The sequence below is a fragment of the Thermoleptolyngbya oregonensis NK1-22 genome, from assembly GCF_032705245.1.
GTDB classification, from domain to species: Bacteria; Cyanobacteriota; Cyanobacteriia; order Elainellales; family Elainellaceae; genus Thermoleptolyngbya; species Thermoleptolyngbya sichuanensis.
Window position 1 is genome coordinate 984023 of sequence record NZ_CP053540.1, and the last position, 15298, is coordinate 999320.

Annotated in this window: 11 protein-coding genes; 4 read left to right on the top strand and 7 right to left on the bottom strand. The window is 57.5% G+C overall.

What is annotated here, in order from left to right:
* Positions 1-159 precede the first annotated feature (159 nt).
* The 3 genes from HNI00_RS04240 to HNI00_RS04250 all read right to left on the bottom strand — a co-directional run bounded on the left by HNI00_RS04240 (position 160) and on the right by HNI00_RS04250 (position 3608).
* Complete coding sequence (locus tag HNI00_RS04240; RefSeq protein WP_205370266.1) at positions 160-921, bottom strand: MinD/ParA family ATP-binding protein; 762 nt, start codon at positions 919-921, stop codon at positions 160-162.
* A 423-nt stretch (positions 922-1344) separates the two neighbouring features.
* Positions 1345-1602 carry a hypothetical protein gene (locus HNI00_RS04245; protein WP_297074907.1) on the bottom strand — a complete coding sequence of 86 codons (258 nt, stop codon included), beginning with the start codon at positions 1600-1602 and terminating at the stop codon, positions 1345-1347.
* A 311-nt stretch (positions 1603-1913) separates the two neighbouring features.
* Positions 1914-3608 (bottom strand): low-complexity tail membrane protein, encoded by a 1695-nt coding sequence (locus HNI00_RS04250; protein ID WP_316790972.1) that lies wholly within the window; start codon positions 3606-3608, stop codon positions 1914-1916.
* 800 nt (positions 3609-4408) lie between these two features.
* Between HNI00_RS04250 and moaA the strand changes: the two genes are divergently transcribed.
* On the top strand, positions 4409-5392 hold the full coding sequence (moaA, locus tag HNI00_RS04255; protein WP_316790974.1) for a GTP 3',8-cyclase MoaA: 984 nt from the start codon (positions 4409-4411) through the stop codon (positions 5390-5392).
* Between the two features lie 64 nt (positions 5393-5456).
* On the opposite strand, the gene HNI00_RS04260 is transcribed toward moaA, so the two are convergent.
* Together HNI00_RS04260 and HNI00_RS04265 are read right to left on the bottom strand one after the other, a co-directional pair.
* Positions 5457-7106: a peptidoglycan-binding protein gene (locus HNI00_RS04260; protein ID WP_316790977.1), complete on the bottom strand. Its 1650-nt coding sequence runs from the start codon at positions 7104-7106 to the stop codon at positions 5457-5459.
* Positions 7107-7619: 513 nt separating this feature from the next.
* Positions 7620-8282 (bottom strand): YqiA/YcfP family alpha/beta fold hydrolase, encoded by a 663-nt coding sequence (locus tag HNI00_RS04265; protein ID WP_316790979.1) that lies wholly within the window; start codon positions 8280-8282, stop codon positions 7620-7622.
* A 181-nt stretch (positions 8283-8463) separates the two neighbouring features.
* Here HNI00_RS04265 and HNI00_RS04270 point away from each other — a divergent pair, with 181 nt between their 5' ends.
* Both HNI00_RS04270 and HNI00_RS04275 read left to right on the top strand, forming a co-directional pair.
* The gene (locus tag HNI00_RS04270) at positions 8464-9687 is read left to right on the top strand and encodes an ATP-grasp domain-containing protein (RefSeq protein ID WP_316790981.1); all 1224 of its coding nucleotides are present in this window, start codon (positions 8464-8466) and stop codon (positions 9685-9687) included.
* Between the two features lie 204 nt (positions 9688-9891).
* The gene (locus HNI00_RS04275) at positions 9892-10782 is read left to right on the top strand and encodes a succinate--CoA ligase subunit alpha (protein WP_316790983.1); all 891 of its coding nucleotides are present in this window, start codon (positions 9892-9894) and stop codon (positions 10780-10782) included.
* Between the two features lie 113 nt (positions 10783-10895).
* On the opposite strand, the gene HNI00_RS04280 is transcribed toward HNI00_RS04275, so the two are convergent.
* Both HNI00_RS04280 and HNI00_RS04285 read right to left on the bottom strand, forming a co-directional pair.
* Positions 10896-11249, bottom strand: a complete 354-nt coding sequence (locus HNI00_RS04280; protein WP_172353418.1) for a phenylpyruvate tautomerase MIF-related protein — start codon at positions 11247-11249, stop codon at positions 10896-10898.
* A 629-nt stretch (positions 11250-11878) separates the two neighbouring features.
* Positions 11879-13225 (bottom strand): tetratricopeptide repeat protein, encoded by a 1347-nt coding sequence (locus HNI00_RS04285; protein ID WP_316790985.1) that lies wholly within the window; start codon positions 13223-13225, stop codon positions 11879-11881.
* A 253-nt stretch (positions 13226-13478) separates the two neighbouring features.
* On the opposite strand from HNI00_RS04285, the gene purD reads away from it, so the two are divergent.
* Positions 13479-14756, top strand: a complete 1278-nt coding sequence (gene purD, locus HNI00_RS04290) for a phosphoribosylamine--glycine ligase (protein WP_316790987.1) — start codon at positions 13479-13481, stop codon at positions 14754-14756.
* Positions 14757-15298: the final 542 nt, after the last annotated feature.

The window sequence follows — 15298 nt, forward strand, 5'->3', positions numbered from 1 at the left end:
CTCAAACAGTGACCTCAAACAAACCTAGGGACGAATCTTGGCACAAGGAGCAATTCTTAATTGAACATGAGGAATATAGAAACGATTCGTCCGCCATCCGCAACGTTGATAGGATTTGCGGCAGGATTTGCGGATTGACCGCAACCCAGAATCTACGCGCTAATCCGTATCCTGGATCTGCTGTGCCAATCGCTGAAACTCTTGGCTCACCGGATGCTCTGGAAACTTCATGCAAAACACGCCCTCGCTAGCAAGCTGCACCACATCTTCAGACAGCGGAAAGATGCCCGCCACCGGAGCATCGTAGGTTTCTTCGATCTTCTGCTTCAGCGCTTCAAAGTTGAGGCGGCTATGGACCTTGTTGATGGCCAGCAGCATCTTGCGGACGCGCAACTGTCGGGCCACGTCCACTGCCACGGCCGTTCCCTGATAGTCTTGTTTGTCGGGGCGCAGCAGCAGGATCAGCACATGGGAAATGGCGATCGACAAAAAGGTTTCCTTCGATAGCCCCGGATGCGTATCGATAAACAGGTAGTCAAGCTGGAGGTTTTTGACCAGGCTGCGGAAACCGTCGTTGAGCAGCTTTACGTCGTAGCCTTCCTTAAGGATGCGGGCAATGTCGTCTGCTTTGACACTGGAGGGCACCAGCAGCACCTTTCCGTCGCCAGACAGCCCTGCATTGGCGCTTACATCGTAGGCGGCTTCCTCAATCGGCGCTTCTCCCCAGAGATAGCTGTTAAGCGTCTTGGTCATGGCATCGGGTTCCAGGCTGAAGATGTTGTGAATGCCCGGAGAGGGTACGTCGGTATCTACCACGCCCACCCGGTTTCCCTGCATCGCCAGCGCGGCCGCCAGGTTTGCCGTGAAGTTAGATTTGCCAGTGCCACCCCGATAGGAGTGGATCGAGACGACTTTAGGCATTGGAGGCTTGTGAAAGCATACGACTTTCAGTAGATAAAAGTGCAGTCAAACAAGATGTGCCTTGCAATACAAATTTGCTTTAATTTTGCTTTAATTGCAGATTTTTTCCTTAATCTAGCTAGTATCTGGCTAAAGATATCAGTCTCTTTTACCGTCTTTCCACCGCTATTGACCGAGTTCGTTACTATTCAGTACAACAGGACACAAATTCCAAAGAAATGATTAACAAACACGGGGATTACCCAAGATTCCTGGCACGATCAATACAAGCTCAAATGAGGTCAGCTTAATAAAGACCTTAACCATAAACTACTGCTATCAATAGCGATAAGCGCCAATTACCATGTCCGGTACTTGGCGCTTTTTAGGCTTTACATCGCTCTAGATAAGCCCTAGAGAAGCTCTAGAGGTTCACTCAGAAAGTCAATAGGCAAGCGTTTCTAGCGTTTCTCGTAGGTAGCGACGAACGCGCTGATCTAGGGGTAAGGTGCTGAGTTCGCCTGCGACTGGCGGATCGCCCGCTGCGAATTCAGCCGCCGACTGTTCGCCGCTGCGCTCAAGCTGCCAGCGCTGGAAACCAGAGCTAGAGGCGATCGCCTGCTTTAGGCTTTCCCAAATGGTTTCGTCATTTGAGACTGAGGGATTTGGCAGCGAGTTGGAAGGTGTGGATGAGCTGGTCATAGGATCTCAGTAATGCCTCAAACGTTAGATCAGCAATCAATCAACCGAGCAGAACACAGCGAACCGTCAAGAGACTTAATCTCAAAGACACAAATCAAAGATACAAAGCTAAAGAGAGAAAGCTAGGTAGCCACAATGCAAACGCATACAAAAGCAGCACAAGGATTCAGGATTAAACCTGTTCCTTTTCTCACCATAGCGTACTCTTTGGGGCGAGTTGTGCTTTGAAGCACGGTCGCTGTGCCGGATCAAGCCTCGACCCGCCCAAATTTTAAGTCTTTACTCAAATCTTGCAGCAGCGTGCGGCTTCTTTACGGGTTCTCGGCGGGCGGGCGCTCTGGCGACTCGAATTCGGACACTGCATCATCAGTCAGGCTGACATCGGTCAGCGGATCGGGTAGCTCACGCAATAGCTCGGCATCTACCGCTTCCAGCGCCTCTGCGACTAGCGCTTCTACATCCACGCTGGGTGTGTCTGCGGAGAGGGGGTCTGAGGGTTCCTCCAGGGAATTTTGCTCATGGGCGATCGCCCCCTCGGTGGTTTCCTCCGTTTTCTCTATCGACTGATTTGCCAACAGAGCGCTGGCATCGACAATTTCCAGGGTTTGGGGTTCTGCGGAGTCGCGGGTCAATTCTGGGGTTACTTCTGGGGTTAATTCTGTCGCGCTGGCATCAATAAGTTCTGGGGGTTCTGGAAGTTCTGGGGTGGAATCCGGCGCGTCTAGGGAATCCAGAGCGTCTAGCCCAGCAGCGACACCGCCCCCAAAATCGTCTCCAAGATCCAGGCCAGGGTTGAGAGTTTCGGTGTCCAGAATCGTGGCTTCTGCTGGAGGGGGTTCGGGAGCCTGGGCAATCAGGTCTGCTGCCTGGGCAATCGCCCCCGCCATCGCGTCTATCTCTGCCATGCCCTCGTCTGCGTCTGAAGGCGCTGCGGCCCCGTCTGGCGGCTCTGCGGAAACCCGCACTTCTGAAACGATCGTCTCTGAAACCAGGGCTGCGGCATCTGACAGGGGTGCGGACGAAGCTTGTGCGTCTGAAATGGCTTCCGAACCGACACTCGTGGGCTGAAAGCGCTCAGGCGAGTCCTCTCTCTCAGGCGGGTTCTCTACTTGGAACGCTTCAGACAACGGCTCAGGCAGGGTGGTGGAAGTTTCCAGCGACGGTTCTGGGGTTGAAACCTCTGGGGTTGCAGGTTCCGGGATTGCAGGTTCCGGGGGTGCGAGGTCGGGAGTGCCAGAGTCTGGGGTCAGTTCCGGCGCGAGAGGCCGCGACCCTGAAGGCTCAGATTCGTCCCAGGGCGACTCGTTCAGTGCTTCGTCAACCACCAACGGTGCAGCGGAGGGCGGCTGGAGGCGATTCCCGTAGGGATTGCTTCGCGAATCGCGCTTGATTGCAGGCGGAACGCGGGGCGCAGCGGCGACCAAATCGGGCACAATTTGCTTGACCCGAAAGCCGGGAATCGTGAAGGATTTCGCCACTTCGTCCGGCGTATAGGGTGCGAACTGGGCGATCGCCGCATCGCTCGACAGCAGCGCCCGAATCACGCTCAGCGGCACTTGCACAAACAGGTTGCACAGCAAAAACGCGATGGCTGCAATGAGCAGGCCCAGCGCCCGGTTTTGGGGCAGGGTTGCGGCGGCTTCCGTCGCCACGGGCGCAAAGCGAAACAGTTGCCAGAGCAAGAGAAACAGGGCGATCGCTGCCGACCCCGCCAACGCCTGCACTTCAGTTCCCTTGAACAAATGCAGCATCCGTCGCCGATCGTCCGACAGCGCATCGGGGCGCAGCGCCAGCGGGGTCAGGCTAAAAATACAAAACGGCCGCTTCCACTGCATCCACAGCACAGGCGCAATGCCCACCGCCCCCACCAGCAGCACCTCCAGCCACACGGGCAGCCACGGATCGCCCACCGCCAATCCCACCAGGCACACCTCCGCCAGCAGGGGCACTGCCGCCAGACCTGCAAGATGAACCCAGAGATATGGATCAGACCAGAAGGATCGCATAGGGCTTACCGGAGTATCCGCCGCGATAGCAGCGAGTGTTACAGCAAAAATTAGAGCCTGGGGCTACGTTTTTTGACCTACTTTTGTGATCCTAATCCAACCCGCGTGCGATCGCGCTTTTTCCACAGCACAACGTTCCCTAGAGAACTGGTTGCGCCAGCCCACCATCCGTCGCAGCGCCGACCCTGCTGTAGATGTAGAGGATCACCCCAGACTTTTCTAATCCCCAACATCCCGCTTACATCCCTTAACATGGTCAATAAGCTTAGAAGGCGAGGCTCGATATTGCTCAATATTGCTCGATATCGTTGGGGTAAGAATTGTTGGGGCAGGACTTTCGCACTAGTGGATTTCAACCCCGACCCCCTCTCGCCCCCTTAATGCCCTTAATCAAGGCTACTGTGTACACACAAGTCTTCTAGGCTTGCGCGGCGATGCTTTGATCCCCCTTACCCCCCCTTGAACAAGGGGGGAACTGATCCGTCCTTCCCTCCTTAAATGATGATGCTTTGATCCCCCCTGCCCCACCTTGAACAAGGGGGGAGAACTGATCCCCTCTTAAATCTCTCTTAAATAAGGGGTGAGGCATGACCTACCGCAGGGAGAACTGGATCGGAAATCCCCCTTCTTAAGGGGGATTCAGGGGGATCTTTCGCAACAGAGAGAACTGGCTCGAAAGTCCCCCTTCTTAAGGGGGATTTAGGGGGATCGCTCGGAGCGTGACGCAAAAAATCGAAACCTGTGTACACAGGAGCTTCATCAAGGGGAGTCCCAGCAGGATTAATTTTTCAGGATTTTGGATGACGCTGGATCGCTTTGGTCGCAACATCAACTACCTCCGCATCTCCCTCACCGATCGGTGCAATCTGCGCTGCGTTTACTGTATGCCCGTCAATATGACGTTTCGCCCACGGGCAGAACTGCTGCAAGACGCAGAGCTATATCAACTGCTGCCGATTTTTGCCAAGCTGCTGGGCTTCAACAAGTTTCGGCTGACGGGCGGCGAACCCACCCTGCGAGAAAATATCGTCGAAGTCGTCCGCTTTATTGCCGACTTGCCCGATGCGCCAGAGGTTGCCATGACCACCAACGGCGTGCTGCTGGGGCAACTGGCTGCGCCCCTGGCTGCGGCCGGGCTGCGCCGCGTCAACATCAGCATTGACACGCTCAATCCAGAGAAATTTCAGCAGATTACGCGCTGGGGCAAGCTAGACGACGTATGGCGCGGAATGCGGGCGGCGGCCGATGCGGGGCTGCGGGTGAAGCTGAATGCCGTTGTGGTGCGCGGCTTTAACGATCAGCAGGACGTGGTAGACCTGGCGCGGCTGACCTACGAATTTCCCTGGCAGGTGCGGTTTATCGAGATGATGCCCTTTGGGGAAGTGTCGGATTTTCAGCAGCAAAACACGGTCAGCGAGGACGAGTTGCTGGGCGTGATTGGGCAACACCTGCAACCGCCAGACCTGCTGAACCAGGGAGAACTGGATGGCGAGGCACGGCTCTATCAACTGCCCGGAGCGCGGGGCACGCTGGGGTTTATTAGCTCCGTGACGAAGCCGTTTTGTGCAGGCTGCAATCGGGCGCGGCTGACGGCAGACGGGCGGCTGCGGCTCTGCCTACTGCGGGAAAAGGAACTGGACTTGCTGACCCCACTGCGCCGGGGGGCTGGCGTGGATGACCTGAAGGCGCTGATTGAAGAGAGCATCTGGTGGAAGCCGTGGGGCCACGGGCTGGCAGATCAGGACGTGCCGATGAATCGGGTGATGTCGGAGATTGGGGGCTAGGCGCTGGGAATTCGGGCGTGAATCTTCTCGAATCTTCTCGATACCCGTGAATTTGAAAGCTTGTCTAGTCTGCTTGAGTGCCTGCGCTACCGTTCAAGTCTGAGCGCGATCGCCCCCGCGACAACTGGGCGATCGCCCAACGCGCCGTCGCCTGCACCTCTGGGTCGGGATCGTTCGCGGCATGGCTGAGCAGATCGCTCATCTGCGTCACCACGTCATACAGGCGCGTCACGTCTCGAATCGCGTTTTTGCGAACATCGGCATTGCTGTCGCGCAGGGAGGTGAGCAGGGCTTGCTTCATCGGCTTGAGCGTCCGCAGGGCAATCTCCGACAGCGTTGCCAAAATCAGGCTGCACTGCTGCGAATCGGCCTCCACCAGCAGATCGACCAGCGGCTGCACTGCCCGCGAATCGCCCGCCTGACCCAGTTCCCAAATGGCCTTGCGGCGAGTCGCCGGGTCGGGGCTGTGCAGTTCCTCCAGCAGCTTATCCACAATACTGATGCGCTGGAGCCGGGTGGTTTCTGTGAGGACGGTTTCCAGGGAGGTTTCAGGGTTTGGGTCGGGTGCGGCGTGGGCTAGGGAATCCACAGACTGGGGCGATCGCGCTGGCGTAGGAATCAACGCCTGGGAGGAACTGGTCGGCGCGATCGGGCCCACCGTTTCCCACAGCATATTGGGCTTTGGATCAGGCTGTGGGGCGGGTTCAGCGCCCGTCACGCGGGTCACGACTTCAGAAGTCGCAGGTGGAGCCTGTGGCGGTGCATCGCCATTCCCTGTGGCGGCATGACCTGTGGCGGCATGACCTGTAGCGGCATGACCTGGGGCGAGGTTGCTTGGGGCGGACGACTCTGCCGCTGCCCGCGACCAGCCCGGATTGAGCGGCGGCTCCAACGGCACGCCCACCCCTGAGCCGCCGGCCCCGTCGAGCGCAGGCCCGCCGTCTGTTTCCAGCGTCCCCAGCCGACTCTGGCGCAACTGGCTGTAGATCACCCCGATGGCGATCGCCAGCCCCGCCAGCAGTCCTGCCCAGCCAATCCAGTCTGCGGATTCGCCCGTCTCTGGCTCCGATTCTGCTGGCTCATTCGGCGGCGCTTCAGCAACTTCGCCAGACTCACCCACTGGCAACTCTGACGGTTCCACACCCGCCTCATCTCCCGCCTCATCTGAGGCTATTCCATCAGTAGGCACGTCCGTCCCGCCAAACAGCGGCGCTTCATCACCCAACAGTTCCACTCGGGCCTGCCGCAGTCTGGCGCGGGTGGGGTCGTCTAGTTCGCCCGTGGCCACCAGCCCCGATTCTTTTTGAAAGGTCAGCAGCGCGGTCTGCGTTTCTTTGCCAAACTCGCCATTGATTGCGCCATAGTAATAGCCCAGCCGATTGAGCGTGGTTTGTAACTCCTGCACAGCCGCACCCCGGCTGCCCAAGCCCAGTAGCTCTGGCGGCGAGGGCGAAGGAGTGCTGGAGGGGTCGGCGGGTTGGCTGGATTGGGCAAGGGAAAATGCAGGAGCGATCCCTGTGGGAATCGCTTCGCGAATCGCTTGGTCAGCCTGCGCCTTTTCCACACTAGATCGGGCTGCTGCAACAGAACCCCAAGGCAAGCTAGCGGAAACCCCTCGCAAATCGGCGGCGAGTCCCACAGAAGAAATCACAGTCAGCAGCAGAACCGCAGAGCAGCGCATGAAACTCCAGGTCAAGATTGCAGACTGAGGCACCGTAGCTCAGCAAAGAATACCATCACGCCCGTTTTCACCTCAGTAACTCTAGGTTATGAATGCCCATCGAACACCCATTTCATCGACCCATTTCATCTAGTACAGGACTTACACACTTCAGTCTTCTGGGCTTTGGAGGATTTCTCGCGGGCTGCGCCCGCGAGAAATCCTCCAACTGCGTGAGTCTTATAGTAGTCAGGATTTTAGAGTGAATTTACGCTACCGCGGATTTCTCCCTAAGATGGGCACTAATATACTTTACGCAGCAATTTCAGCCCTCACCCTTTTCTGGTATGCCGAAGGCCTTAAGCCCTCTCCCAGAGCGGGAGAGGGACTTCAAACCTTTGTCTGGCTCCCCTTCTCCCCGCTTGGGAGAAGGGGTTGGGGGATGAGGGCAGTAAGTTTGCTGTTTCAAGTATGTCAGTGCCCTAAGATGACTATTTTTCAATTCTAGGCAGCTTGAGCGGCTCCAGCATTCAGGCACGAGGGGCAACACCCCCCACTAGCTTAGTTCTAATCAATTTCGCAGAATGTTTGGACGGCCTGCCAAATGGCATCCTGTTGGTCGGTCAGCGCATGGTCACTATCCAGTTCCAGTAGCGTCACCCAGGGGCGAGTTGCGGCGTAATCTCGGCTGGACTGGACTGGAATTACGTCATCCCGTATCCCGTGCAAGATCAGCGTGGGCACTGGCCGCTTCAGAGTGGAGTGGTCGTACATCGCTGCATCCGAGACAAATCCATAATGCAGCGGCCGCATTGCCTGATCGCCATAATGATAAACCGACAAAAAGCCAGTCTCTTGCCACTGCGCTACCTGCTCCGGCCCTAGGCGAGGCAGCCAGTGATCGAGAAACCCAAATGCCGGAGCCAGCAGCACCAGTTTTTGCACCTGGGGATGGCGATTCCCGCAGGGATCGCTTCGCAAATCGCCCAGCCAGGCCGCCGTTAGCCCGCCGAAGCTCGACCCAATCAGCACCACAGGCTCCGGCGGGGGCGGCAGTAACGCCTCGACCTGGGCAATTTGACGACTGAGCGTCAGGTGGGCAAAGTCATTTTGGTTCAAATCGGGGATGACCAGAGACAGCCCAGCCGCCCGAAAGCGATCGCCCAAATACCGCGCCTTGGCAGAATTAGGACTCGACGCAAAGCCATGCAAGTAGCAGTAGAACACCATTGCTCAGTCGTTTTCTGGTCTATATTTAGATCTCTCTTGCAATCTTCTTTCTTGCAATCTTCCTTGAGATTATGCGATTGGCCGTCTTGGGGGTGCAAGGGAGTGTTCAAGCCGTCAGCCACTAACCTACCTCCCTCACCTCCTTCCTTCCTCACCCTTTTCTTTCCCCTTTCTCTCCTCTATGGATCTCCTCGAATATCAGGCAAAGGATCTATTTCAGAAAGTTGGCATTCCTATCCTGCCGTCGCAGCGGATTGACCATCCTAAGGACTTGAAACAGTTGCGGATTCCCTATCCCATTGTGCTGAAGTCGCAGGTGTATGCGGGGGGGCGTGGTAAGGCAGGCGGCGTGCGCTTTGCAGAAAACACAATTGATGCAGTGGCGGCGGCTCAGGCGATTTTTTATCTGCCGATTTTGGGGCAATATCCAGAAGTGCTGCTGGCGGAGGCAAAGTATGAGCCAGACCAGGAACTCTACCTAGCAGTGGTGCTTGATCCGTCGCTGCGGCGGCCGCTGCTGCTGGGGTCGCGGGAGGGGGGCATGGCGCTAGAGGCAACCTCGCGACAAATTCAGCAGGTGTTGGTGGATGGGGAGTTTTCGCCCTTTTATGCGCGGCGATTGGCGATCCACATGGGGCTATCGGGTGAGCTAATCGAGTCCGTCAGCGCGATCGTCGAGAAAATGTATCGCCTGTTTTTGACCTATGACCTGGATCTGGTCGAGATCAACCCCCTGGCGGTCAATCCGGCGGGGGAAGTCATGGCGCTGGATGGCAAGGTCGCTGTGAACGACGCAGCACTGGAGCGACACCCAGATTTGCTGGCGATGCAGTCGGGGGATTCCCGCAGGGATCACGCCGCGAATCGTCCCTCCCACTCCACCCTGGCAATGGGCCCAACCTGTAGCGGACTGGCCGCCAGCGCCTTTGATCTGCCCAACTTGAACCCCATGCTGTTTCCTGGCAGCCTGGGCATCTTGTGCAATGGGGCGGGGCTGACGATGGCGACACTCGATCTGGTCGATCGGGCGGGTGGACAGCCGTCGGCCTGTCTGAACTTGGGGGGAGAGTCGTCCTATCGGCTGCCGCCCGATACGCTGTGCGATCGCCTAGAAAAAGGGCTGGACTGGATTTTGCAGACCCAGCGGCTGCGGAGCGTCTTGCTCAACTTGCTGGGCGGCGCAGAAACCTGCAATGCAGTTGCCGGGGCGATCGCCCGCTACTTGAAGCAGCAGCGCCAGCCCGTCAGCGTCCCCCTCGTGGTGCGGCTGGGCGGGGCCCATGCGGCGGCAGCCCGTCAGCAACTCGCTGCCCTAGACTTGCCGATGCTGTTTGTTCTGGATTCGCTGGATGAGGCCCTCACAAAGGCGATCGCCCTCAGTGAGGGAGCCGGAGTCGGGCGGTAGGGTTTCCTCTGTCCTAGCATTTCGCGTTTTGCCCGTCTCTTCTCAAGGCTAAAGTTTTAAACCTAGATCTCAAACAGGATTTACGCACTTGCAATCAGTTTTCTAGATTTTGGAGGATTTTTTCGCGGGGTGCGCCGCGAGAAATCCTCCAACTGCGTGAGTCCTCTTAAACCCAACTCTCAAACCCAAACGCTCTAACTAGACATGGATTTATCGACAAGAAGTAAAGTTCTGGTGCAAGGCATCGCGGGCGCTCTGGGAAGCCTCTACACGGCGCGAATGCAGGCCTACGGCACGTCGATCGTGGCAGGGGTGTCGCCGGGGCACGGTGGGCAAGTGCTAGAGGGCGTGCCTGTGTTCGACCTGGTGGAACAGGCCATAGCAACCGCTGGCTCGGTGGATGCAGCAGTGATTCTGGTGGAGCCGTATCGGATGCTGGATGCGGCGCTGGAGGCGATCGCCGCTGGGATTCGGCATCTGGTGCTGGTGACGGAGGGCGTACCGCCGCTGGACATGGTGAAACTGCTGCATATTGCTGAGCGCACCGATACGCTGGTCGTCGGGCCCGATAGTCCCGGCATTATCCTCCCTGGCAAGATTTTGTTAGGCACATACCCTGCCGAGTTGTATTCTCCCGGCCGCATCGGGCTAATCAGCCGCAGCGGCACGCTCACCCACGAAATCGCGCTGCACCTGACGCAGGCGGAACTGGGCCAGTCGATCGCCGTGGGGATTGGGGGCGATCGCATCGTTGGCTCTTCCTTTCAGCAATGGCTGCAAATTCTGGACGAAGACGACCAGACCGAAGCGATCGTGCTGGTGGGCGAAATTGGGGGCAACAGCGAGGAAGAAGCAGCCCGCTACATTGTCGAGGCGATCGATAAACCCGTAATTGCCTACATTGCCGGACGCACCGCGCCCAAGAACCATCGCATGGGTCACGCTGGGGCTATCATTGCCTCTCTCGTGGCGGGCTGGGGCAGCGAAATCGGCACGCCCGACAGCAAAATAACCGCCTTCCAAAAAGCAGGCGTTCCCGTTGCCGATCGCCCGTCCGATATTCCCGGCTTGCTAAAACAGGCCTTGCGGATTTGAGGGACGCACTTCAGATTCTAGGCAGGGTCTTAAAACTTTCTGGGTCGCTGCTTGCCCTGAGTCGATCCCCCTTAAATCCCCCTTAGTAAGGGGGACTTGCGGCAGGGCGGGCATCAGCCAAAGGTCGCCCCGTTCCAGCCCCAGAGATAGCCCTTGGCCTCAGAAAACTCAATGTAGGTGCGGTTTCCGGGCACGCCCAGCGTGGCGCTGATAATCTGGCAAAACTCTTGGCTCATGGACTTGGTTTGGGCGGGGTTGAAGGAACCCACACTTTTCACTTCCACATAGCAAACCGGATCGAGCGTGCCCCCAAAGGTCATGGGCACATCCGACTCAAACGCGGTCATTACATAGGATTCGGGCTTGCCTGTGTGCTTTGCCAGACTGTCTGACAGGGTCTTCAACAGTTCTTCCACTTCGGTCAACGTAGGACAAGACACAGAGGTTTGGATCTTGATCAAGGGCATGGCAGTTACGCTGTGGCAGTTCTAAAGGGCAAGCTGGGTTCAGACGTTCGACAAGGACGTTCGACAAGCTCAATGACTTTCTCGATGCGCTGCTAGTGTGTACACCCAAGTCTGGCTTGAGCGGCGGTGCTTTGATCCCCCCTAGCCCCCCTTGAGCCAGGGGGGATCGGAAGGCCCTTAGTCCCCCTTGCTCAAGGGGGGGGATCGGAAGTCCCCCTTGAGCAAGGGGGATTTAGGGGGATCTTTCGCTGACGCAACCAATCGAGATCTGTGTACACAGTAGCTATACGCTGAACTCTATAATGACTTTCTCGATGCGCTGCTAGTGTGTACACCCAAGTCTTGCTTGAGCGGCGATGCTTTGATCCCCCCTAGCCCCCCTTGAGCAAGGGGGGGGATCGGAAGCCCCCTTAGCCCCCCTTGAGCAAGGGTGGATTGGAAGTCCCCCTTAATAAGGGGGATTTAGGGGGATCTTTCGGAGCCTGACGCAACCAATCGAGATCTGTGTACACAACAGCTATACGCTGAACTCTATGCTGACTCAAAGATATCCTCAAAGATATCTCAGCAACAGCCGCAGTTTTTAACGACAAACCGTTTAACGGATGACTCAAGAGATTGAGCTGGCGTTAGCTGCCGCTGAGGGTTTGAATTTGAGCGGTGTAGGCGCTAACGCGGCTGGCATAGTCGAGCTGCTGCGCCAAAGAAAGGGCGGACTGATAAGCAGCGATCGCCTCTGCGGTTTCGCCCTGGGTCTGGTGCAATTGGGCAATTTTTTCGTAGGCGGTCATGATGCCGTAGGTGTTGTAGGACTGCTGCTCGACCTGAATCAGCGTTTGATAGACCAGTAGCGTATCTGCGGGACGGTTTAGCCCCTCATATAGCGCTGCTAGATGCACCAGTGCCTCGCTAGAGTAGCCATACTGCTGCTGCGCTTGGGCCTGGGTAAAGGCTTCCTGGTAGGTAGTCGCAGCCAGTCCCACACGGCCGATCGCCCGGTAATTGTCCCCCAGCGCAATCTTGAGCGGCGGGATCAGCAGCGGCAGGGGCAGGGCTTCGTATCGCTGCACCAGTTCTTGCTGAATCGGGATAGCGCGGTCGGGCATTTTGCCCTGCTGGTAAATATAGGCAAGCTGCTGTAGATACTCCAATTCGCGAATGCCGTCGCTGCGCGATCGCGCTAGGTTGAGCAAATCTGTATAGGCGATCGCCGCCTTTTCGTAGTCGAACCAGGCTAGGTGCAGTTGCCCCAGGGAGGTCAGCACCAACTGTTCAACAGCGCTGTTGCGCTCGGCCCGCGCCTGGGTCAAAAGCTGGTCATAGAGGGTGACGGCTAGCGGCAGTGCCCGCATTTTTTCATAGCCCTGGGCGATGCTGAGCAGGAGGCTATAGTCTGGCGGAGCGATTGCCTGCTGCTCTTGCTCGATTTGCTCCAGGCGGGCGGTGATGATTCGCGTATCGGTGCGGCGGTTTTCGCGCCACGCAACTTCCCCCACACGCCCCAGCGCCGACACTTCTTCTGCCAGACCCAGCACCCGTCGCAGCCGCAGCTCGCGATACCAGATTTCAAACGCAGCGTTCGTTTGCCCTAGGGCATACCGCGCTTCCGCCTGCCGCTGCAAGTCTTCTACCCCCAGCCGCAGGAAGTAAATTTCCAGCGGGCTGAGGGGCCGATCTACGACGGGTCTGGGCAGCAGGGGATCAGGCTCCGTCATCTCTAGCGGGTTGGGCGGCGTACGGAGCAGTTCCTCTTGCGACGACGAGTTCTCGGAGGGCGACGGCGCAACTGGGGGCGGCAGGGGCACAATTTGCGCCACCGTTTCTGCCACCGTTTCTACAGTCTGAGCCGTTGTGGGCAGCGATTGCAGCGTGGCCCACAGACCGCCGCAACCGAGCATCAGCGCGATCGCCCTCCATTGAGTCTGGTGATGAGTCTTGTGCGTTTTGGCTCTAGAGCCGGGCATAGAAACAGGCATGATCTCACTCGTCACAGCAAAATCTCGTCACAGCAAAATAGCGAAGGAATCGGGCGTTCGACAGCCGTTGCATCAAATTGTTGCATCGAATTTGCGCCGCCTTCTTTACCTTACGCCGAAGCCAGGGGTTTTCCGCCAGACTTTTAACGCTTTGCGAGAGTTTTATCGGCATCAGGAGATTGGTGGCATCAGGGTGCATAATGGAGGATGTTTTGAGACGCAACAGGTAACATTCGTAACGGTTGGTGAGGGTGTGGTTAAAGTTCTGGTAGTGGGAAACGGCGGCAGAGAACATGCGATCGCCACTTCTCTATTGCAGTCTCCCAGCGTGCAGGAGGTCGTGTGCGTTCCGGGCAATGGCGGCACTGCAACCCTTCCCCGTTGCCGAAATCTGGGGCTTTCGATCAAGGACTTTGAAGGCATTGCTCGGTTTTCCCTGGTCAACAACTTTAGCCTGATTGCGGTGGGGCCAGAAGTGCCCTTGGCCAATGGCATTGCCGACTATTTGCAAGAGCAAGGATTGCAAGTCTTTGGCCCGACCCAGGCGGGGGCCCAGATCGAAGCCAGCAAAGCTTGGGCGAAGGATCTGATGAAAGCGGCCGGCATTCCCACCGCAAACGCAGCCGTGTTTAGCGATGCCGCTACAGCGATCGCCCAGGTTCGCAAACAGGGTGCGCCAATTGTGGTGAAAGCAGACGGGCTGGCGGCAGGCAAGGGCGTGACGGTGGCCATGACCGACGCAGAGGCGATCGCCGCCATCGAAGCCGCCTTCGGGGGGCAGTTTGGCGAAGCGGGCAGCCGTGTGGTGCTGGAGGAATACCTGACGGGCGAAGAAGCCTCCGTGCTAGCGGTAACGGATGGTCTCACCATTCGCCCCTTGCTGCCCGCTCAGGATCACAAGCGCATTGGCGAGGGCGACACAGGCGAAAACACTGGCGGCATGGGAGCCTACGCCCCGGCCCCGGTGGTCACGCCAGAGCTAATGACGCGCATCCAGACGGAGATTCTGGAACCGGCGATCGCCACCCTGCGCGATCGCGGCATCGACTATCGTGGCGTTCTCTATGCGGGGCTGATGATTACGCCCCAGGGCGATCCCAAAGTCATCGAGTTTAACTGTCGTTTTGGCGATCCCGAAACCCAAGTCGTGCTGCCCCTGCTAGAAACGCCGCTCGATCAGCTGATGCTGGCCTGCACCCAGCAAACCCTAGCCGACTTTCCGCCGCTGCAATGGAAGCCCAGAGCCGCTGCTTGTGTCGTCCTCGCTGCCGGAGGTTATCCTGGCAGCTACGACAAGGGGAAACCCATTAGCGGCCTCGCCCAAGCCGCCGACACAGGTGCGATGGTCTTCCATGCAGGCACTCGACTGGTCGGCGACACGGTTCTCACCGACGGCGGACGGGTGCTGGGCGTTACTGCGCTGGGGGAAACGGTGAGAGAGGCGATCGCCCTCGCCTACGAAGCCGTAGATTGCATCCAGTTTGAAGGGGCTTACTGTCGGCGGGATATCGGGCATCGGGTGCTGACTTGAACGGCGCTATCTGGCCGCCATCTTATCTTCGCTATTTTATCTAGAGTGGCGCGGGTCGCGTTTTGGTCACACTTTTTGGTCACACTTTTTGGTCACACCTTGAAGATTGCTAAAGTTACCGCTGGTTGAGATGGCTGGCGTTGCTAAACACAGGTATGAACGACGCATCCCCAACCCTTCCTCTCGTGTTCCCTCTCCTTCGGGAGAGGGCTAGGGTAAGGGCTGCAAGACGCTCAAGCACGAGAATCACACTTCTCTTCAGCAAAGCCCAATGGCTTATCTGATTCTCAATTTTGGGTAGGCGATTTTGGGCAGGCTGTCAAGGATTTGTCGGTCTTCCAGCCATTCCAGTCGTAACGTGCCTTAGAGGATGTTTGAAAAGTCCTACTGTTTGTAGCAAAGCGTGCAAGATCCCCCTAAATCCCCCTTAAAAAGGGGGACTTTAAGGCGGTTTCCCCCCTTGTTAAGGGGGGCTGGGGGGGATCTCTGAGTGCTTAACATTACAGGCGATACCTTTTCAAACACCCTCTTAGAAGCATTGA